General features: G+C 44.4%; 17 protein-coding genes. 5 read left to right on the top strand and 12 right to left on the bottom strand.

Annotated elements, in window-relative coordinates:
• Positions 1–42 precede the first annotated feature (42 nt).
• The 3 genes from JKJ11_RS25855 to JKJ11_RS25865 all read right to left on the bottom strand — a co-directional run bounded on the left by JKJ11_RS25855 (position 43) and on the right by JKJ11_RS25865 (position 4,731).
• The gene (locus tag JKJ11_RS25855) at positions 43–1,683 is read right to left on the bottom strand and encodes a diaminopimelate decarboxylase family protein (RefSeq protein ID WP_252039572.1); all 1,641 of its coding nucleotides are present in this window, start codon (positions 1,681–1,683) and stop codon (positions 43–45) included.
• Between the two features lie 386 nt (positions 1,684–2,069).
• Positions 2,070–3,806, bottom strand: a complete 1,737-nt coding sequence (gene ggt / locus JKJ11_RS25860; RefSeq protein ID WP_252039573.1) for a gamma-glutamyltransferase — start codon at positions 3,804–3,806, stop codon at positions 2,070–2,072.
• Positions 3,807–3,954: 148 nt separating this feature from the next.
• A complete protein-coding gene (locus tag JKJ11_RS25865; protein ID WP_198558699.1) occupies positions 3,955–4,731 on the bottom strand; it encodes a sulfite exporter TauE/SafE family protein in 777 nt (258 codons plus the stop codon).
• A 198-nt stretch (positions 4,732–4,929) separates the two neighbouring features.
• Between JKJ11_RS25865 and JKJ11_RS25870 the strand changes: the two genes are divergently transcribed.
• Positions 4,930–5,448 (top strand): DUF2058 domain-containing protein, encoded by a 519-nt coding sequence (locus tag JKJ11_RS25870; RefSeq protein ID WP_252039574.1) that lies wholly within the window; start codon positions 4,930–4,932, stop codon positions 5,446–5,448.
• A gap of 304 nt (positions 5,449–5,752) precedes the next feature.
• On the top strand, positions 5,753–7,405 hold the full coding sequence (locus JKJ11_RS25875) for an SgrR family transcriptional regulator (protein ID WP_252039575.1): 1,653 nt from the start codon (positions 5,753–5,755) through the stop codon (positions 7,403–7,405).
• Between the two features lie 39 nt (positions 7,406–7,444).
• Here JKJ11_RS25875 and speB read toward each other — a convergent pair whose 3' ends face one another.
• From speB to JKJ11_RS25890, 3 genes are all read right to left on the bottom strand, one after another.
• A complete protein-coding gene (gene speB / locus JKJ11_RS25880; protein ID WP_088878114.1) occupies positions 7,445–8,371 on the bottom strand; it encodes an agmatinase in 927 nt (308 codons plus the stop codon).
• Positions 8,372–10,282 carry a biosynthetic arginine decarboxylase gene (speA, locus tag JKJ11_RS25885; protein ID WP_252039576.1) on the bottom strand — a complete coding sequence of 637 codons (1,911 nt, stop codon included), beginning with the start codon at positions 10,280–10,282 and terminating at the stop codon, positions 8,372–8,374.
• A 239-nt stretch (positions 10,283–10,521) separates the two neighbouring features.
• Positions 10,522–12,306, bottom strand: a complete 1,785-nt coding sequence (locus JKJ11_RS25890) for a sigma-54-dependent Fis family transcriptional regulator (protein ID WP_252039577.1) — start codon at positions 12,304–12,306, stop codon at positions 10,522–10,524.
• Between the two features lie 255 nt (positions 12,307–12,561).
• On the opposite strand from JKJ11_RS25890, the gene exaC reads away from it, so the two are divergent.
• Positions 12,562–14,082, top strand: a complete 1,521-nt coding sequence (gene exaC / locus JKJ11_RS25895; RefSeq protein ID WP_006069149.1) for an acetaldehyde dehydrogenase ExaC — start codon at positions 12,562–12,564, stop codon at positions 14,080–14,082.
• Positions 14,083–14,228: 146 nt separating this feature from the next.
• Positions 14,229–15,005 carry an AAC(3) family N-acetyltransferase gene (locus JKJ11_RS25900; protein ID WP_252039578.1) on the top strand — a complete coding sequence of 259 codons (777 nt, stop codon included), beginning with the start codon at positions 14,229–14,231 and terminating at the stop codon, positions 15,003–15,005.
• A 36-nt stretch (positions 15,006–15,041) separates the two neighbouring features.
• Here JKJ11_RS25900 and JKJ11_RS25905 read toward each other — a convergent pair whose 3' ends face one another.
• The 5 genes from JKJ11_RS25905 to codB all read right to left on the bottom strand — a co-directional run bounded on the left by JKJ11_RS25905 (position 15,042) and on the right by codB (position 19,376).
• Positions 15,042–15,479 carry a hypothetical protein gene (locus tag JKJ11_RS25905; RefSeq protein WP_031493245.1) on the bottom strand — a complete coding sequence of 146 codons (438 nt, stop codon included), beginning with the start codon at positions 15,477–15,479 and terminating at the stop codon, positions 15,042–15,044.
• Positions 15,480–15,530: 51 nt separating this feature from the next.
• Positions 15,531–16,052, bottom strand: coding sequence for a hypothetical protein (locus tag JKJ11_RS25910; RefSeq protein ID WP_252039579.1), 522 nt, complete (start codon positions 16,050–16,052; stop codon positions 15,531–15,533).
• Positions 16,053–16,345: 293 nt separating this feature from the next.
• On the bottom strand, positions 16,346–16,555 hold the full coding sequence (locus JKJ11_RS25915) for a cold-shock protein (protein WP_006069145.1): 210 nt from the start codon (positions 16,553–16,555) through the stop codon (positions 16,346–16,348).
• A 279-nt stretch (positions 16,556–16,834) separates the two neighbouring features.
• Complete coding sequence (locus tag JKJ11_RS25920; RefSeq protein ID WP_252039580.1) at positions 16,835–18,112, bottom strand: cytosine deaminase; 1,278 nt, start codon at positions 18,110–18,112, stop codon at positions 16,835–16,837.
• Between the two features lie 19 nt (positions 18,113–18,131).
• Positions 18,132–19,376 carry a cytosine permease gene (gene codB, locus JKJ11_RS25925; protein ID WP_006069143.1) on the bottom strand — a complete coding sequence of 415 codons (1,245 nt, stop codon included), beginning with the start codon at positions 19,374–19,376 and terminating at the stop codon, positions 18,132–18,134.
• A gap of 424 nt (positions 19,377–19,800) precedes the next feature.
• Here codB and JKJ11_RS25930 point away from each other — a divergent pair, with 424 nt between their 5' ends.
• The gene (locus tag JKJ11_RS25930; RefSeq protein ID WP_171388794.1) at positions 19,801–20,541 is read left to right on the top strand and encodes an RNA methyltransferase; all 741 of its coding nucleotides are present in this window, start codon (positions 19,801–19,803) and stop codon (positions 20,539–20,541) included.
• Positions 20,542–20,621: 80 nt separating this feature from the next.
• Here the strand turns inward: JKJ11_RS25930 and fdxA are convergent, their stop codons facing one another.
• Positions 20,622–20,945 carry a ferredoxin FdxA gene (fdxA, locus tag JKJ11_RS25935; RefSeq protein ID WP_006069141.1) on the bottom strand — a complete coding sequence of 108 codons (324 nt, stop codon included), beginning with the start codon at positions 20,943–20,945 and terminating at the stop codon, positions 20,622–20,624.
• Positions 20,946–21,158: the final 213 nt, after the last annotated feature.

A 21,158-nucleotide genomic window follows, 5' to 3' on the forward strand; every position in this document is an offset into this window, starting at 1 on the left:
AGCTCCTACCAGTGGCGAGGAGCTTTTTCGTTCTACGTTACTCTATATTTTGTCGGCGCTTCTACGAGACACTCTGCGAGCCGCAGGCTTTTTGGCAGCGGGCTTTTTAGCTGCTGTTTTGGCTGCTGGCTTCTTCGTCGCAGCTTTACGTGCTGGCTTTTTCACTGGTGTTCTGGCTTTTTCGAGTTCCGCTTTTGCTTTGATAAAACGTTCTGGAAGTATCTGAGTTGCAAACACATCTTCTACGGTTTCTGCGCGCTTGATTAGTTCAGATTGACCATCCTTAACCAGTACTGTAGCCGGGCGCGGTAACGAGTTAAATTGGCTGGCCTGAGACTCAGCGTAGTGGCCTACATCCATAATCGCCAGTACATCTTTTGGTTGCAGTTCTGGCATGGTGGCACCACTTTCCCAGATTGAAGGGATGCAGATTGGTCCTGCAATCTCAGTGGTTTTTGCTACCACTGGTTGTGTCATTTTATTTGCTGGAAGGACAGGGTTTTTAGACTCCTGAGATTCCACCAAGGTCGCTAGGTAAGTAGACGCATCCACCATAGTGTAGGTGTAGTCCATTTCTTGATCGTCTTTAACGACATAAACTGACGTGAGAAGCGTACCTATGTTACCTGCAATATAACGGCCCGGTTCTAACCACAACTGAGGGATGTCAAAACCAGCACGGTTGAATTCGTCCAACATGCCCGCGCAAACCACTTTTGCGTAGTCTTCAATGGTATTGGCGTTCATCATGTGCTCTTTGCTACGACATTCAGGCTCACGTTCACGTGGCCAACCGCCACCAAGGTCGACTTGGAATGGTTGAACATCACAAGCACGAGAAATTTCAATCACATCTTTAGCATATTGGCGATACAACGCATCCCAGCCTGCTGGATCTTTAGAGAAACGACCTAGGTGAGTGTGGAAGCCGTAGAATTCAAATATATCGATCTCTTTTACGCGGTTAACGATTTTCTTCGCTTCTTCACGCAACAAACCAAACTTGATCCACTTCATTGCACCTTTGAAGTCAGGGAATGGGTAGGCATCTGGTGAGAAGTTGTCGAAGAAGTCGTCTGGTAGAACCTTGAGACGAACAGCAATTCTTACTTTGTCCTCAGGTTTTACTTCACGGGCGATACGTTCAACTATTTCGATTTCTTCATAAGAGTCTAGGTGAATGGCATAGCCGTACTCAATCGCTTTGCGAATTGCTAGCTCAGGCTTTACGGTGCCGTTGAGAGCGATCGTTTTCGGATCTGCTCCAGCAGTATGAGTCGCTTCTACTTCACCCGGACCAAAGCAATCACCGCCAACACCTTCTTCATTACAAATAGCACGTACCGCGAAGTTAGTATTCGACTTGATTGCGAACATAACGTTGACAGGTTTCGGCCAGTAATTCCCAAACGCTGCTTTAACACGACGCAGGTTACCACGCAGTGTATCTTCACTCAGCACAAATAGTGGGCTGCCATACTGTTCAATAAGATCGTTTGCTTTGCAGCCTCCAATTAACAGATCATCGCCCTTGGTTGTGAGTGTGTCTGTTGGAGTGAGAATATTCTCAAGACGCTCGGCGTAGTTCATGGTTGCTTTGTGTTCTTCAAGTAACTGCTTTTGCTCTGCTAATACCATGCCGAGATGGTTCACGGTTTCTTCTAAACGATCTTGATATTTCATGTCTGGCCTCTGTTAAAGGTAAAGTCTTGATTCATTTAACTAAGGCCTAGATTAACCAGTGGTTAAAACAGCATCATGTCACTCAGTGTCAATAAAGCTTACTCTGAAGTTACACTACTTAATTTGAGAAGAGGGAGAAACAGCACAGAGGAGCTAAAAGTAGTGGGACTGTAAAAAGTACCGCTGATGGATATTTCTTATTCAGTATCGTTGGAAGTAAAGATTCGAGTTAACCTTCTTTTTTGAATCCTGAGGCAGTTCTTATAGTTTCTATCAATTTAGTTCATTTATTGTCTATGAAGGTTCAGCTAAGTTATAAAACAGGAGCCTCAGTATAGCCATGAGGCCCTGTCTTTTAAGTGAGTGAAACTATGTCAAAGAGAAGTTTAATCACCTAACGAAGTCGAGGCTCGGCGACGATCAGTGGCGCCATGTAACTCGCCATTTTTAATTTCAATTGCGTTGAGCCCGCTTACCACAGGGATGACGTGAACTTTGTAGCCCATTTCGGCAAACTCCGGCACCATAGACTCTGCAAAGGTGCGCTTTTCGACCAATAGACCTGTGGGGTTATATGGCTTGGTACGGTCGATTTTTGTCCCGTACTGAATGTTGGGCAGGTCGATAGCATCTTGAGCTGGAAGATTCCAATCAACAATACCAACGATGGTTTTTAGCACATACCCCGGAATCTGAGAACTACCCGGACTGCCAACCACCAAACGCAACTGGCCTTTGTCATCCATCATCATTAGTGGCGTGATGGCAGAACGTGGTCGCTTACCTGGTTCGATAGAGTTTTGAACTGGTTTACCCTTGATACTCGGAATTGAAGAGAAGTTTGCCATCTGAGCATTAAGTAAAACGCCATCGACCATAACGCCGGAGCCCATTCCCGTTCCGACGGTACTCGTCATGGCTACCGCGTTACCCTGTGCATCGACGATAGAAATATGTCCAGTGTCTTGACTCTCAAAACCCTCGTGATTGGCTGGCGTCTTAGCCGGAGGCAACCCTGGTTTTATCGATTTCTTATTACCTGCCCCTTGTTCAGGAATGAGCTCATAACGATCATCGATATAGTCTTCCGCAAGCAGTTCTTTGACGGGCGTATCAACGTAGCTAGGATCGCCTGCGTACGCTATACGATCTTCCTTAGCGAGTCTCATCGCTTCTACCATTAGTCGCCAAGGTTCGGCACTGGTGTACGTCATGTTGGAGATATCATACTTCTCGAGCATATCAAGTGACTGGGAAACAAGGACACCGCCGGAAGCAGGGTAACCAAATGAGACGATTTGATTGCCTCGGTAATTTGAGCGGACGATATCGCGTTGCTTCATTCGATAATCGGTAAAATCCTTAAGAGTGAGTTTGGCTTGTCCGTCTTTTAGCTGTCCGTTGACCGTCTCAACAATACGCTCTGCCAATGGACCCTGATAGAGATAGCTATCCCCTTGTTGGGCGATCATTTTGAGTGTTTTCGCCATTTTAGGGTTGGTCATTTTGGTACCAGTTGGCCGAATCGTCTCTCCTTTCCAGTACAGCGCTTTTATCTCAGGGTCATTGATTAAACGTTCACTTTCACGCACGACAATGTCATAGGTATAGCTGTTCATGGCGTAGCCGTTTTCAGCATAATCTATAGCTGGCTGGACCAACTGTGCCCACTCTAACTTGCCATGTTTTTGATGTGTTTCGTAGAGGAGCTTAAGGGTCCCTGGTATTGCGACGGAGCGAGGTCCCAATATGTCGTTTCGGCTTATTGCCTTGCCGTTGTCATCGAGAAACATGTCGGGCGTTGCACTCGCTGGAGCGGCATCTCGTCCATCGTAGGCGGTAAAGTTTTTGGTTTCATTGTCGTAATATAAGGCGAAGGTACCACCGCCAATACCAGTCATGTCCGGCTCAACAACCGACATAACCATTTGCATGGCCACCATAGCATCAATAGCATTTCCACCTTGCTTGAGAACGGTGTAGCCAGTGCTTGTGACGTAAGGGTTGGTAGCACTGACCATAAACTCTTTCCCAGTATCATTGGGAATGGTCGGGAAAGGGTTTGGCTGTGCAAAAGCCGCCGATGAAACAAGCGATAATAGAACCGCGTAGCGTACTGACATGAAGGCCTCGGTGTTTTTGGATACATTTACTAATAAGGGTAGGAAGTATCAGTAACATATCCACACACCTGGTTGATTACCGTCCGGTCATCACTTTGTCATTGATAGGTCAGAGGGTTATATAAGCTATATTGATTATTTCTACTGGTTATAGGTATGTGTCGTAGAAAAAATAGCAGGTGATGGCAATAGAGCTCAGCGCCACAAAGCCACGAACGTAAGATTGGGGTACTTTTCGTGATAAATCAGCAGCAAAGTAACCGCCCGTTAACGTGCCCAGCATGACAGCAATACCTGATTGCCAATCAATCAATCCATTGAAGATAAAAAGTACGATGGCAATAGCTGACACACAGGTTGAAATCAGCAGTTTGAGTCCGTTCATTAGGTTGATGTCACGATAGCCTGCTACCGCTAAATAACTCAGCCCGATAACCCCTAAACCCGCATTGAAGAATCCGCCAAATACACCTACCCCTATTAGGAACAATGAAAGCATCAGCGATATTAACAAGCCAAGCTTAGCGTGGCTGCTGACCTTTTTGAGGTGGTTATTGATGACGTCGCCAAATAAGAACAACAAGGTAGCGACTAAAAGAAGCCAAGGTACCGCAGTAACAAACTGTTGCTCAGAGACTTGGATCAAAAGGAAACTACCGGTAATACCACCAAAAAGGCTTAGTACAATGATCTTGGCAAGGTTTGCTCTGTCTCTGACAATTTCTCGTCTGAACGCGTAGGTGCCACTTATATAGCCAGCACATGCGGCGAATGTGTTGGTGGCATTGGCAGTGATTGGAGGGACACCAGCTAGAAGTAGGGCAGGGAAAGTAATAAAACTTCCCCCTCCAGCAATGGAGTTGAGAATACCGCCGAGAATACCGGCAACAAATAAGGTGGCTAATTGAGTGATGTCGAGCAGCATAAAATCGTTAATTTTTTGTTATTTTCTAAGCAATAACATATAGCAATCCTACGTAAGTCTCAAAGTGTTTAAATACCAACGTGATCTCTGATTTGATGTGGCGGATTTTTATTTTGAGATAGCAGCGTAGCACTTGCTCTCGCGCGAATTTCTTGGGAACATTAAGGCAATAGGTAAATTGATTCAGGTCTACGTCCCATGTCGAAACTAAGCCTACAAGAACAGATGTTGAAAGCTGGCCTTGTAAACGAAAAAAAACTGAAGAAAGCCAAAAAAGGCTCTAAAAAATCTCGTGTTCAAGCTCGTGAAGCAAAAGCGGCTGTTGAAGAGAACAAAGCGGCTCAAAAAGAACGAGATCAAGCGTTAAACAAACAACGTGACGAAGAAAAGTTGAGCAAAGAGATTAAGGCTCAAGTTAAACAATTAATCACATTAAATGTTATTGAACAGCGCGACGGTGACATTAAATACAATTTCACTGACGGCACGCTTGTGAAGTCTATATATGTGACTCAAGAAGTCCGAGATCAGCTTAGCAAAGGAATACTTTCTATAGCACGACAAGAAGACACTTATACCGTTATTCCAAGTATCGTTGCCAAGAAGATCATGGAACGTGATTCAGAGACTATCATCGAGAATGAATCGAAAGAGGAAGTCCTTGAAGAGGATGATCCATATGCACAGTATGTGGTGCCTGATGACTTGATGTGGTAAGTAGGTATTTTCTAGAAGCCTCGATGCTGGCAACAGTATCGAGGCTTTTTTCTATCTGCAAAATGTGAGTTTGCTCTCATGGTATCGGTTTTCCCCCAATCGCTTACAGAACAAGAATGAGTTGAAGAAATACAAATAAAATGCTCAGCAGCTTAGGTTCGGTCGCTTTGGCGGCATAGCGGTAATCTTGGCGTTCGGCCCTTACAGTGTGTGTTGGATAATATACAGGATACATATTGACCTCCGGGTTGAGTGTGTGGTTATTATGTAAACTAATTGGCGAACAAAGAATGAAGAGATGATTATGGGAAGTTCACCTTTTTACTCGATAACGCAACTTAGAAGGCTCCAACAGCTCAATCAGCTATATTCAGTCGGAACCATTCATCCTGTTACGATAGGAGAACTAGCGGAAAATCTGTCGTGTTCCGAACGTAATGTCAGCAAGCTGATGGGCACTTTGATGGAGCGTGGGTGGCTAGATTGGAAAGCAGGTAGAGGGCGAGGTAACTTGTCTAAAGTTACATTACTTGTTGACTTTAAGGCAGTTATCCTAGATCAGCTGAGAGCTTTAGTTGGTGCAGGACAAGTCCAAACAGCGTTTGAATTAGCGGAACACTTTGATTACCAGATTGACTTTAAAGCCAACCTTTCTAATTGGTTACAAGATGCAGAAAGTGAGCTAAGAAAGCAAAATACGTTGATCTATGCGACTCCATTCCCAGTTCCTGAATGGCGACCGATGCATGCTCGTTCGTCTCGCTCTATCATGCTACTTGAGGGCGTATTTGATACATTGTTAAGATTTGATACTGTCACTCAGCGTGTCATACCGCACCTTGCCCACCATTTCAGCTATCAAGATAATCAACTGAGCTTCCGATTAAGAAATGACGTCTTTTTTCATGATAATCAAAGACTAACGGCAGATAGAGTGAAGGACAATCTGTTAATCAGGCATACTAGTGAGCATAGCTACAAAATACTATTCAGGCATTTAGAGAGCATCACTATTGAGGGACAATGGGTTCACATAAAACTACGTCAACATGACCCTGTATTTGTTCACCTTTTAGCGGACGTCCATTCAGGGATCTTTGATACCGAACAACCAAGCTTTCCTAACGGAACGGGGCCTTACTCTATTGGTATGTTTAAGACTTTTCACTGGAGTTTTACTAAAAACCACAGATATTTCGCACTCGGTGGCTTGATAGATCAAGTCGAATTTTGGGAAGCGGATTCTTCTCCCACAACTGCCCACTTTCAAGAACTAAGAGAGTTATCACATAGCAATGATGAAGATAGCCAAGTAGCTGAGCAAGATGGTGGTTTAGTACTTCAGTTTATTCATCATAGCAACATGTTATCGTCTGAAGAACGACATTGGATCGTGAATCAATTCAGAGCGGTTGAAGTGAATATGTGTCAGGCAAACAGCATAATGCGATGTCATCAAAAGGAAGGACTGTACTTCTTTACGACAACATCTGCATTACCTCGAAGACCTGTGGTTATTGAAGTCAGGCACGTACATCGCAGCCTGCTTTTGAAAGTGCTAGAGCAAATCGATGCCGCGTCTGAATCTTGGGTCGTGGTAGATAAAGACGAAGCACATAATTACAGCGTTGACATCTCTTTTGACTGCTATGTGTTTAGTGAGGACCAAGCATTTCAGTACTACGAGTGGCTCTTAACTTCTGATGTTTTCCGAAGGTGTCTCTCTGTGGAGAACCAGAAAAATATGACCCGCTTTCTAGATGAATGGCTAGAAGAGAGTGAAACTAGTGACGACTTCCTATTAAAGATGCACAAAGCTGAAAACTGGCTTATCCAACAGTTCTACTATTGCCCATTATGGCGAGATGACATGATTTTCAAGACGTCACACAACTTATCAGGGGTCGAGATCAATGGAATGGGGGTACCGACGCTGGCGAAAATGTGGTTGGATTAGAAAAGCAGCAAGGCCAGTAAGCCTTGCTGCTTTTTATGTTTAATCTTGAGTCGGTCTACTCGCCCAAACATAAAGCAGCTCTAGCGCTATGGTTGCACCAGCGAGAGCAGTCAGTTCGCTTTGGTCGTAAGGAGGTGAGACTTCTACCACATCCATACCTACCACGTTGATACCAGCCAAAGCGCGGATGATCTTAAGCACTTTATCTGAGTTTAGTCCGCCGCAAACAGGCGTTCCCGTTCCTGGTGCGAAAGCGGGATCCAAGCAGTCGATATCAAACGTGATATATACTGGTTTGTCACCGATAGTTTCACGGATCTGGCTAACTATTTCTTCAACACTCTGGTCATTCGCTTGCATTGCGTTGATGACTTTAAAACCATGGTCATCGTAATCATACTCAGTACGAATGCCTATTTGGACCGAATTCTTGGCTGAAATTAACCCTTCTTTTGGCGCATGGTAGAACATGGTACCGTGGTCGTAACTACTGCCATTAGCATAAGTGTCAGTATGTGCGTCGAAATGGATTAGCGCCATTTCTCCGTGGTGTTTAGCGTAGGCGCGTAAGATCGGTAATGTGATGAAGTGATCACCACCCAATGCAAGCATAGTCTTGCCACTCTTAAGAATTTCGCTAGTCGCTGCTTCTAAGCGATAAGTAAAATCTTCTGCGTCACCACAGTCGAAAACTAGGTCGCCAGAGTCGATAACTTTTGTTTTGTCGAATACGTTAAAATCCCAAGGAAACTTCTTTCCTTCCCACGCAAGATTGACTGATGCTCGGCGAATGGCGTCTGGTCCTAGACGAGCGCCAGGGCGACCAGAGGTCGCCATGTCGAGTGGAACACCCAAGACAACCACATCTGCGTCAGCAGAAACTGGATTTTTCACGTATGGACGACGAACAAACGTCATCGCGTTTGAATACAGTGAATAATCAGTTTTAGTAAACAAATCATTCATTTAAAAATCCTCTAAATAGGTATAGCCTGTTAGGCCGTATTCTAATTCTTCTAAAATTAAGGCCTGTTCATCGGCTTCGATGTGTTTTTCAACAAGCTCTTTGTAGTTGTTTTTGATCGCTTCTACGTCAATGTGCACGTAACGCATCATATCTTCAACAGTATCGCCAAGGTCGATAGCAGAAAACTCGAAATCACCATTATCAGTGACGTTAACTACCGCGCTGTGCGTATCGCCAAACAGGTTATGCATATCACCCAAGATCTCTTGGTATGCGCCTACTAGGAAGAAGCCCATTAAGTATGGCTGGTCTTTGTTCCAAGCTGGCACTGGTAGTGTTGACTCAATACCTTGACCATCAACATATTGGTCAACTGCACCATCAGAGTCACATGTGATGTCTAGCATAACAGCACGAGTCTGCTCTTCACTTCCTAAACCAGATAGTGGCAACACTGGGAATACTTGCTCAATACCCCAAGCATCAGGAAGCGACTGGAACAGTGAAAAGTTCACGAAGAACTTATCGGCCAAACGCTCGCTTAGTTCGTCAAGAATCGGTCTGTGGAAACGATTCTTGTTGTCCATTTGTTTATGTAGCTCGCCATAAATGCTTAAGCTTAATTGCTCAACCCAAGCACGCTGATGCAAATCCACGACACCAGAAGTGAAGAGTGTTTGAGCTTCGCTCAGGTCACTTTGAGTATCGTTGTAAATCTCGATAAGTGCACGTGCATCGGTGCCCGCTCTTAGGTTTTGCCAGTTCTGCCACATATTTTGCAGCAGCAGTGGTGCGTCTTCGCTCGGTGCATCAACCGTTTCCACATTATAGCTTTCCGTACCTATTACATTGGTAATCAATACAGCGTGGTGTGCAGTGAGTGAGCGACCAGATTCTGAAATGATCACTGGCGCGCTTTCTTCATAAAGAGCACACACATCACCTACGGTACTTACGATGTTGCGAGCGTACTCCGCCAAGCCGTAGTTCATGGAACTGCTTGATTGGCTACGTGTACCATCGTAATCAACGGCTAGGCCGCCCCCAACGTCGAAGTAAGCAATAGGCACTGACATTTTGCGAAGCTCACAGTAGAAACGTGCAGCCTCATTCACACCATTGCGTACATCACGGATGTTGGCCATCTGCGAACCTAGATGGAAGTGAACTAACTGAAGCATTTCTAGCTGGTCTTCAGCTTTCAATCTTTCAACGACTTGTAGCACTTGAGACGCTGACAAACCAAATTTCGACTTTTCACCGCCGCTTGCTTGCCACTTACCTGCACCTTGTGATGCTAGGCGAATACGTAAACCGACACGAGGTTTAACGTTTAGTGCTTTTGCTTCCTTAAGAACGATATCCAGCTCGGATAGCTTCTCAAGAACGATGAACACTTTGTGGCCAAGCTTTTCGCCAATCAGTGCAAGACGTACGTATTCTCTGTCTTTGTAGCCGTTACAAACAATCACTGAGCTCGCACGTTGAGCCATGGCCAGTACTGCCATTAACTCAGGTTTGCTTCCTGCTTCAAGACCAAGCTGTTTCGTTTCTGCTTCTGCTTGGCTAGCAAGAATTTGTTCTACTACGTCTTTTTGTTGGTTCACTTTAATTGGGTAAACCAATAGATATTCGTTGTTATATCCGTAATCATTGATCGCTTGGTTAAATGCGTCGCAGATACCATGAACTCGTTGATGGATGATTTGCGGAAAACGCACTAAGGCAGGCAAGGTTAAGCCTTTTTCTTCAAGTGCTTGTGCAATACGAGTTAATGGAACATGGTGTTGACCGTCTTTACGAGGAGAAACAGTTACATCGCCGCTGTCATTGATGCCAAAGAAATTTTGGCTCCAGTGTTGTACGTTGTAGTCGGCGCGGATGCGGTCAAGTTTGGAAGTATTAGTCACGGCATGTCTCACTTATCATGCGCTCAGGCTGGTACTAATCTTTTTCTTTTTCGAATTTTCGCTCGATTTGATGATTGGGAATTAGCGTTAACCTGAAAAATCAAACCTCGTGATGATCTTCCATGATGGTCACGAACAGCTTCTTGAGTGCCAATGTTGTGGAGCAGGGTACTCAAGAGTCGTGCGCATTAACGGATATATTGGGTTTAATGTCTAACAAAAGGTTTTTCTCGAAACGATTAAGAAATTTTGTCTACCCCGAGCTTCCTCAATTTTCGATAAATAGTGTTTCTACTCACGCCTAATATTCGCGATGCCAAGCTCACATTTCCGTTTGTTTCTTCGATAGTTTTCAATAGCTTATTGTCAATGGTCGATTGTAAGTCGTTATCTTGTTCGAGAGTAGCAGTTCGTGTAGTGGTGAGCTTACGGATTATGTTTTCTGGAAGATCATCTAGATTGACGATGGGATTATCACATAGAGCGGCGATCAAACGGCAGGTAGAGTGCACTTCTCGAAGGTTTCCCGGCCAATCATACTTAAGCATGAGGTCAATAACGTCATCTGAGAGACGCTGTTTATTGGACTCCTGCGTAAACGTTGACTCAATCAGCTGTTGAGTGTCTTCTCTTTCACGAACGCTTGGTAAAGTGATACTCAGTCCTTCAAGTCGATACCATAGATCTTCTCTGAACTCCCCTTTAGCGACCATATCAGTCAGGTTCTTGTGGCTAGCAACGATGACGTAGACATCAATAGGATAGCTGCGATTGGCTCCAATGGGTGCAACAATTTTCTCTTGCAGTACATGTAAGAGGCGAGATTGAGCGTTAAGGGGAAGGTCTGCAATTTCGTCGAGAAACAAAATACCGCCATTGGCTTGCCTAAATCGACCTTCGAACCCCTTAGGGTGAGCGCCTGTAAAAGCTCCTGGAGCATAACCAAATAACTCGGACTCAATAAGGTCCTTTGGCAGCGCTCCACAGTTGATAGCAATAAGAGGTCTTTCGGCAAGTGAACTTTGTTTATGCAACGCTTTTACAAATTCATTTTTCCCGGTTCCGGTTTCTCCTGAAATTACCAAGCCGATACGTTTTGACATGACTTTTGTAGCTTGTTGCCAAGCTTTTTCAACACAACTATCTCCTTGGTGTAATGGGCAGCTTGAAGACTCGGCTTTTGATTTACTCTTAGGAAGGTGACGCAGAGGTTTAACAGACTCAACTTGATAATAAAACTGGTCTGTTTTACGGATACGATCAAGTGTCAGTGAGCCAATAACAGACTCAATAGGATCACCCGGTTTAAGCTGATTAGCTAGTACACTGGAGGCAATAGCATTTTGAGCCAGCACTTGCCCATTTTTATCGGTGACAACGATTCCTTGCCAACCACTATTAAGAACAGAACTATCATGACCAAGGCGTATTTTTAATGCTGCATCGGGAATAAAGTTGAGTAGTTCGCTCTCTATGTTTTGGACCATGTTCTGAATAAGTACCCTAGTGGCATCGTTATGGGTTTGATATTCACTGGTCACGTCCAATATAGCAATGAGTTCTCCGGCGGGTGAAAAGATCGGGCTGGCAGTACAACTAATGAAATGATGATGCCTAATAAAGTGTTCTCCACCTATGATGGAGACTGGACGTTTTTCTACCAAGGCTGTCCCTATCGCGTTTGTACCTTTCAGTCCCTCATCCCAAAGCACTCCTTGATCGAGTGCTATTTCTGTGAGTTTCTCGCGAAATCGCTTTTGTCCCCACGTCTTTACTATTGCCCCATTGGTATCCGCTAAGATAAGTCGGCTATCTGTACGAGAAAATATCTGACAAAAAAGTGGGTATGCATGTTTTTCAATGACATTTATTAACGTTTGATGCTTATCGATTCGTTCAGTAACTTCGACGTTACTAAGTCGATGATCTTCGGGCAGATGGCGGCTACTCAAACCAGCTTGAATACTGCGTTTCCAAGAGTCCTTGATCCACGCCTTTTCGTTAGTTGTATGGCTAATTAACATGAGTGTTCCATTTTGTAGCAGTTCACTGTGACATCATGCTACATAACGGAACAACGGCCATTTGAGCATCAACAATAGAAGGACAAATACAAATTACGTTTAAATTATATTAATCATAAATTTACAAAATTATAACATCTCTTTTGTTAGATTGGCGTAATTGTTGCGTTTATCACGATGTCGTATGACACATAAGGCATGACTTTTTTGCATACGACGCTGCTAACATTCGATTAAATAACAAAAGGATAAGCTATGATTTACGCTCAGCCAGGAACGGAAAACGCAGTAGTTAACTACAAGCAACGATATGAAAACTATATTGGTGGAGAGTGGGTAGCACCAGTAAACGGCAAGTATTTCGAAAATACATCTCCAGTTAATGGTAAAGCGTTTTGCGAAGTCCCTCGCTCAGATGCCGATGATATTAGTTTGGCCCTCGATGCTGCCCATGCTGCACGCGAAGCTTGGGGCAAAACCAGTGTGACTGAGCGAGCAAACGTCCTGCTCAAAATCGCTGACACGATAGAGCAACACCTTGAAGAACTTGCCGTCGCAGAGACGTGGGAAAATGGCAAGCCTGTGCGTGAAACATTAGCTGCAGACCTTCCTTTAGCCGTGGATCACTTCCGTTATTTCGCTGGTTGTATTCGTGCGCAGGAGGGATCTGCGGCGGATATTGATGCCAACACTGCAAGCTACCATTTCCCAGAACCTGTGGGCGTTGTTGGTCAAATCATTCCATGGAACTTTCCAATGCTGATGGCAGCATGGAAACTAGCACCAGCATTAGCAGCAGGGTGCTGCGTGGTACTCAAGCCTGCGGAGCAAACGCCAGCATCTATCTTAATGCTTATGGAAAAAATCGGTCACTTAATTCCTGCTGGTGTGGTCAATATTGTCAACGGTTATGGAGCCGAGGCCGGTCAAGCGTTAGCAACTAGCGAGCGTATTAATAAACTAGCGTTTACTGGTTCGACGGAAATTGGCCACCATATATTGAAATGCGCAGCGGAAAGTTTGATACCTTCGACGGTTGAACTTGGAGGTAAGTCTCCGAATGTGTATTTCGAAGATATCTTTGATAAGGATGATGACTTCTTAGATAAGTGCATTGAGGGGACACTATTAGCTTTCTTTAACCAAGGTGAAGTATGTACTTGCCCATCCCGAGTATTGGTTCAAGAGTCTATTTATGACAAATTTATCGCCAAGCTTGAGGAGCGCTCAGCAACCATAAAGCAAGGAAATCCTCTGGATGTGACCACGCAAGTCGGTGCTCAAGCGTCACAAGAGCAGTTTGATAAGATCATGAGCTATCTTGAAATAGGTCGTCAAGAAGGTGCAAAAGTGATCATTGGCGGCGACATGAACAAGCAAGAAGGTGACTTACAAGACGGCTATTACATTCAGCCAACCATGCTTGCAGGTAACAACAAAATGCGTGTATTCCAAGAAGAGATTTTTGGCCCTGTTATCGCGATTACCACCTTTAAAGACGAAGCCGATGCCCTGCGAATTGCTAACGATACTGAGTATGGTCTAGGCGCAGGGGTTTGGACTCGTAATGGCAACTTAGCGTATCGCATGGGACGTGAAATTCAAGCAGGACGAGTGTGGGTTAACTGCTACCATGCATATCCAGCACACGCTGCATTTGGTGGTTACAAGAAGTCGGGCATTGGACGAGAAACTCATAAACTGGCTCTCGACCATTATCAAAACACCAAGAATTTGTTGGTGAGTTATTCGACTAGTCCGTTAGGCTTCTTCTAAGTTCTCTAGTTTTGGCTAAGCCGGAGTTTTTTGCTCCGGCTTTTTTCGTCATATCTCTGTAAATTTACCAGAATACACGTCTGGTTAACGGTTATTTACTGCGGTTTTTGTCAGTATCTTTCGAAACAACGAAAACCAACAAAAAAATGATCACGAAACAGAGATTAATTAGCGATTTTCAAGATATCGGCATCAATCCAAATGGAACGTTGCTCGTACATTCCTCCATGAAAGCCATAGGAGACGTTGAGGGTGGGGTTGACACAGTACTGGATGCTTTGAGTGAGTTTATGTCGGAAGGGCTGTTATTGCTACCCACGCACAGTTGGGATAAGCACAATCTTGCTAATGGTATTTATGATCCTAAAACAGAACCCTCTTGTGTCGGTATCCTTGGTGAGATGTTTAGGCAAAGGGAGGGCGTGCTTCGTTCGCTTCACCCTACTCACTCTATGGCCGCGTTGGGGAAAAATGCCGAGCAGTTTATTGCTGGCGAAGAAACATTGACGTCTCCATGCCCTCGACATGGCGCTTGGGGAAGACTCTATGACGTTGATGCGCAGATTCTCTTTCTAGGGTGTCCTTTAACTCGTAACACATACATACATGGTGTGGAGGAGTGGAGTGCGATTCCTAACCGTATCGATTCTGAATCAGAAGCCATCACGATCATTAAAGGTGATGAGGCTATTGAGACGATTCTGCGTCGCCATAAAAGTCCGTTTGGTAGCATTCATGAAAACTATGACAAGCTTGAGCGTCCATTTGTTAGACAAGGTATCGGCCATTGGGGGACTATTGGCGAGGCAAGATCGTTTTTAGCCAGTGCGAAAGGAATGGCAGATATAGTGCAAGCGTTCTTAAAACGAAACCAAGATGTCTTTTTGTACGATGACCCCATCCCAGAGTCGTGGTATGAATAAAGTAAAAGAGCCTAAATCTAGGCTCTTATATATTGCTTATCCGTGACTTTCACCGACGATAACGACTTCCCCGGTTTCTTCATCGAGATACGCACCAATCGGTTGAATATCCACAATGTCGAACTCGTAACAGGTTCTAGAATCCCAAACGCCAGAACGGTTTAGTTCGTCGCCAGCGAGCTTTCCCGGCTTATTTTTGCTTAGCCATTCATTGGCTACTTCTCGTAACTCCCCAGAATCGGAGGCACTGAAGATACCGCTTTGGTTATAACAAACCAGCATTTTGTTCCTGCTTTCATTATGAGGCACAGGAATACTGTATTGGCTACCATTATCAGAATTATAAATGGCGCTATTTCTTAAGATTAGGTCGTAGTCCGCTTGCAGTTGTCCTGCTTTCACCGCGTTGTAGACGGAACAGCCTGACAATAGTGAAGCGCCAATGACTAGCATAGTTAATTTCAGTGTTTTCATATGTCTTGTTTCGAATGATGACATTACTGTGGGCTACTAGTTACAAGGCTTTTAGAAACGGTATCCGACTAAGAAGCTGATGTTGGCTTTATCCTCGATGGACAGTTCGCCTGCACTGCCAACATCTAGTTTGTCATTTTTGCCGATAGTACCGTGCAGGTTAAGATTGAGGCCGTTTTTGAATTCATATCCAGCACCTAAAAATGGCAGTACTTTACGGTTGCTAAAAGAACCGATCTCACTTGCGACATGGTCGAACTTAAGACTATTAACGGTGACACCTGCTTTAAGGCTAAGCCCCATGTCAAAGTGATAACCTGAATAGAATGAGAAATTATTGCGTTCTACGGTGCCTAGAGCTATTGCGTTTTTTGATGTTACATCGGCTACGTTTGAGTTTTGCTCAGCGTGTAGCTGAGTACCCAGTAGAATGTTTGAATAATCAACTTCAAACGCTACCGTAGGTGCATTGCGGTCGTAACCTGCCAAAATGTTAAAATTAACGTCGTCCATACCTGCTGCGATAGTAGAGGAAGAAGCCACGATTAGTGCAGATGCGAGTAGTTTTTTCATTGTCTTTACGATTCCAAAATTGTCAAAAATACAGTTAGCAAATACCAACTGACGAAATCGCATCCCTGCGTGGAAATCCATAAGATCGGATGACTGACTCTCCTGATTTAGAGCCTCGGAGAGACAGCCTATGTCACGGTGAGTGACAGGAGATATCGTAAAGATGATGAGTTTAGTAGCCTAATGTAGCAGTGTTAGAAAAGCGTGGAAAAGAGAGGTGGGTAGTTGTGTTTGCAGATACAAAAAAGGCTTCGATTACTCGAAGCCTTTTAGAAATTCTTTAACTGTCGTTATTATTGAGGAATAACGTTAACAGCTTGAGGACCTTTTTGGCCTTGCTCAACACCAAAAGAAACCGCTTGGCCTTCTTTTAGAGTTTTGAAACCTTCGCCAGAGATAGCGCGGAAGTGAACGAATACGTCTGGACCGTTCTCTTGAGCGATGAAGCCGTAGCCTTTCTCTTCGTTAAACCATTTTACTGTGCCAGTATTTGTGTTAGACATGTTATGTCCCTTACTTTTAAGATTAAAATTTGCCTTTCGGCGATCTCGCTTTGTGTTTCCGTTTATTTAATCAAGCCGTAAATGGGAAAAACGAATGACAAATACCCGCAAGGGAAATTATCTGACAATACTTCTCGTACTCTTTTACTCTTACTTTAAATAACTCTGAACACCAGAGCGCAAGCAGTGTAACACACCTAGCAAAGGATTAAATGAATTTCTTATGAATTAGTTACAAAAAGAGCAAGCCATTCGTGACTTGCTCTTTTGAGATGATGATTAGCGTTTAAACGTAACGTTTTCAGAGGACTCAAGGTGGATTTGAGTCTCGGTTGGCTTCGTTTGAGCGATGACAGAACCGTTACGAATAGAGTAACTGACGGGTACTTGGCGTCGAACGGCATCAAAGCCATTTTCCGCTGGCAGCAATAGCAAGCTACCTGCTTTGCCCACTTCCAAACCGTGCTTGTTTTGGATATTCAGCGCTTTAGCTGAATTAGTACTGATCAATTCAAGTGACTGATTGATTTGATCGTAGCCCATCACCTGACATACATGTAGCCCCATGTGCAAGACTTGAAGCATGTTGGCAGTACCCAATGGGTACCAAGGATCAAAAACATCATCATGCCCAAAACAGACGTTGATGTTTGCAGCCAACATTTCTTTTACTCGTGTTACACCGCGACGCTTAGGGTAATCGTCGAAACGACCTTGTAAATGAATGTTAACCAGTGGGTTTGCGACAAAGCTAATGCCTGACATCTTCAGCAGACGGAACAAGCGAGATGCGTACGCGCCGTTATAAGAACCCATTGCGGTGGTGTGACTTGCTGTCACTTTGTCGCCCATTTCGTATTTATGAGCGAGCGCCGCAAGAGTTTCCACAAAGCGAGATTGTTCATCATCAATTTCATCACAGTGAACGTCAATCAAGCGGTCGTATTTACGCGCCAATTCAAAGACGTAATGAAGTGATTCAACGCCGTACTCGCGAGTAAATTCGAAATGTGGAATCGCACCGATAACATCCGCACCAAGCTGTACCGCTTCTTCAAGGAGCTCTTTGCCATTCGGGTAAGACAAAATACCTTCCTGCGGAAAAGCAACGATCTGGATATCAACCCACTGCTTCATTTCTTCACGAACTTCCACCATCGCTTTAAGCGCGGTTAGTGTTGGGTCAGACACATCAACGTGAGTACGAACGTGCTGAATACCGTTGGCAATCTGCCACTTTAAAGTTTGTTTAGCACGCTGCTTAACGTCTTCAATAGACAGAAGTGCTTTGCGTTCTGCCCAACGTTCAATCCCTTCAAACAAGGTTCCCGAGATGTTCCAACTAGGCTCTCCGGCAGTTTGAGTCGTGTCTAAATGAATGTGAGGTTCACAAAATGGCGCTGTCGCCATATGACCGGTCGCGTCAATGTGTTTGTCCGCAGTCAGCGTTTTTGAGCCAGCAGGTTCAATCGCCTTGAAAACGCCGTCTTCAATCAAAAGGTCATAAAGACCTTCTTTCATATTGATTGAAGCATTTTGAATGAGCAAAGATGACATAACACCAAATTCCTAATTATTAAGCGTCTGCTTGTTTAAGTTGCGCCGCTTTCTTGTTGATAAGGCGGTCTAATATGACGTAGCTGATGGCACCGCCAAGTACAGCATTAACTGGTACTACACCTGGTAGAAAATTACCTGCTGCTACGCCAAGACCTACTGCAATGATACCTGCCCAGTTCACAGTTTGGAATTTCGCAGTTTCAAAATTTGCGTAACGTTTTCTGTTTGTAATGAAATCCGCGATGATTACGCCGCCGATAGGTGGGATAGCAAGCGATAGGAAGGTCAACCAACCAACAAAATTGTTATAGAGCCAAAGCGCACATAGTGTGCCAACCAGACCATTCGCCATAGACAGATACTTACTTGGCAAGCCTGTCACATTCGAGAAACCAAGACCTGATGCGTAAAGCGCGTTGTCATTAGTTGTCCAAATGTTTAGACCTAATACGATAATGGCTGGAAGCAATAGACCTTGAGCAATCATCACTTCAGAGATATCAGATTGTCCCGTCACCGATGCGCCTGCTGCACCAAAGATGAACATCAGAGAGTTACCGATAAAGAAAGCGACCATTGTAATGAATACAGCGCCTTTTGGATTACGACCGAAGCGAACAAAGTCGGCAGTAAGTGTACCAGCACTTACGAACGACCCGACTACCATGGCCAGTGCAATTGAGAAATCGAGAGGCTCCGCCGGTTGAATTTTCTGAAGCTCGCCAATACCGCCAACACTGTCGACTGCGGTGAATACTGAATAACCGCCAAGAATAGCAATGGCAGGTACCGCGATGGCTGATAGAACCATTAACGCAGAAATACCGAAGTAAACCGTCGCTGTCATGAGCAGGCCACTTACTATGATTAGTGTATTGGTATCGATACCTGTTGCTTTCTGTACGGGGATGGCAAACATAGCCACACCGACTCCAAACCAACCTACTTGAGTGCCGCCAAGAAGAACAGAAGGAAGCCAAGAGCCTTTAGAGCCAAAAGAGAAACGAGCTAGGAGGTGAGTGGAGAGGCCAGTGGAAGAGCCGATGTAACCAAGAAAAGAAGTGTAAATACCGAGGATGAGGTTACCAATGAGAACAGCGAGGAAGAAATCATTAAAGGAGAGACCAGTACCGAGTGAACCACCTGTCCACATACTTGCGGAGAAGAAAGTCAGTCCTAACATCACCATGGTTAATGAAGCGACTCCCTTTCTAGCCGATTGTGGAACCGGACCTAGACTGTAGTTGTTATCCGCAGACATCTCTTACCTCACAATTATCTAAATTTAAATACACCATTTACCAGATTTCAGGCAAACGGCGCGTATTATGGTGATGTAAATGTGAGAGTCAATAGGCGAATTGTCGTATTTTTACAGCTAGCCGAGTGATATTGATATTTAGCATAATAAAATCATTGAGTTAGGTGTTTTATTGTGACGGTGATTATTTTGTGGTTATTTTGTATTGGCAGGTGGCAACCGTTTGCTGAGGCTCTTTAGTGTGCGTTTTTATAAACTTTGTTATCAAATTGGTTCATAACGTCGATAAGTGCAACTTTATGGCTATTGCCCAATATTCTCTGAAACGCCAAGGTTTTAGAAATGACGCTAGGCAGCGTTTTGCTACTCGCATCAGATTCTCAATTAAGTATATAATGCCCGCGCTTTCATCTGGGGTATGACTATGATTTCCAAAAACCAATTAAAACTTCTTCGTGCATTAAGTCAAAAGAAACAGCGTAAAGCACATGGCTTATTTCTCGTAGAAGGTGAGAAGAACGTGTTAGAGCTATTGGAGACATCCATGGTGATAAAACATGTCTTTGCCACCAGTGAATTTTTGGCAAGCAATCGAGAAGCGTTGCAACGTGTTGAATGTATCGAAGCATCGCTTGAGGAACTGACTAAAGCCAGTTCTCTTGTGAGTAACAATGCGGCAGTGGCTGTCGTAGCGATCCCTCAAACGGAAATACCAGCGGCTAAGGGGATGATGATCGCCCTAGATGGGGTCTCTGATCCGGGTAATTTGGGCACCATTATTCGAATCGCCGATTGGTATGGCATCAAACATATCGTGGCCAGTACCGATTGTGCGGATCCGTATAATCCAAAGACCATCCGAGCTACGATGGGCAGCTTTGGGCGTGTTCAAGTAACGCTTTTGGATCTTCCTAGCTACCTAGAGCAAGCGTCACTACCGGTATATGGAGCGTTCTTAGAAGGCGAAAATGTGCATAAGATGACCTTTTCTTCAGAGGGAATCTTGCTAATGGGTAGTGAGTCTCACGGTGTCCGCCCTGACGCTGAACAGTATGTGACAGATAAAATTACCATTCCAGCATTTGGTGGTGCCGAATCACTGAATGTAGCCATGGCAACGGGGATTATTCTCGATAACTTCCGCCGCCAACATAGTGAAGTTTAACGGCTTTTCCAGAACACGATTAGAACTAAAAAGGGCGCAATACCTTATTGATATTACGCCCTTTTTTGGTGTTCATAGTGCTATTTTTCAAGCATGCCTAACTTGTTTGGCACGCCATTCCATTTCTCTGCTTCATCCATAGCAGGTTTGACTTCGGTGATATTGGGCCAGACTTCTGCTAATTCAGCGTTCAACTCAATAAATACTTGCTGGTCTTCCGTAAGCTCGTCTTCTTGGAAAATTGCTTGAGCGTCACACTCAGGTACACAAAGTCCACAGTCAATGCAGTCGATAGGGCTAATGACCATAAAGTTTGGGCCTTCGTAGAATGCGTCAGCAGGGCACACCGCGACACAATCGGTATATTTGCATTGGATACAGTTATCAGTGACGACAAAAGCCATGGTTATCAACTCTTAATTTGCCAAATTTGTGGAGGGGCGATAATACTCATTCGCCAACAAAATTCAATATTAGAAGCAGGTTATTCGTGTATCTAAGTCCTGCCTAAAGTGAATTAAGTATGACAGACAAAACAAGTTAACGTAAAATGCGCGCCATTGTGAGCTTATCGGTCCCCAAGTTGACCGATTAGGCTAAGACACCGACTAGGCGAG

Origin of the sequence: Vibrio sp. SCSIO 43133, assembly GCF_023716845.1 — a bacterium.
GTDB lineage: Bacteria > Pseudomonadota > Gammaproteobacteria > Enterobacterales > Vibrionaceae > Vibrio > Vibrio mediterranei.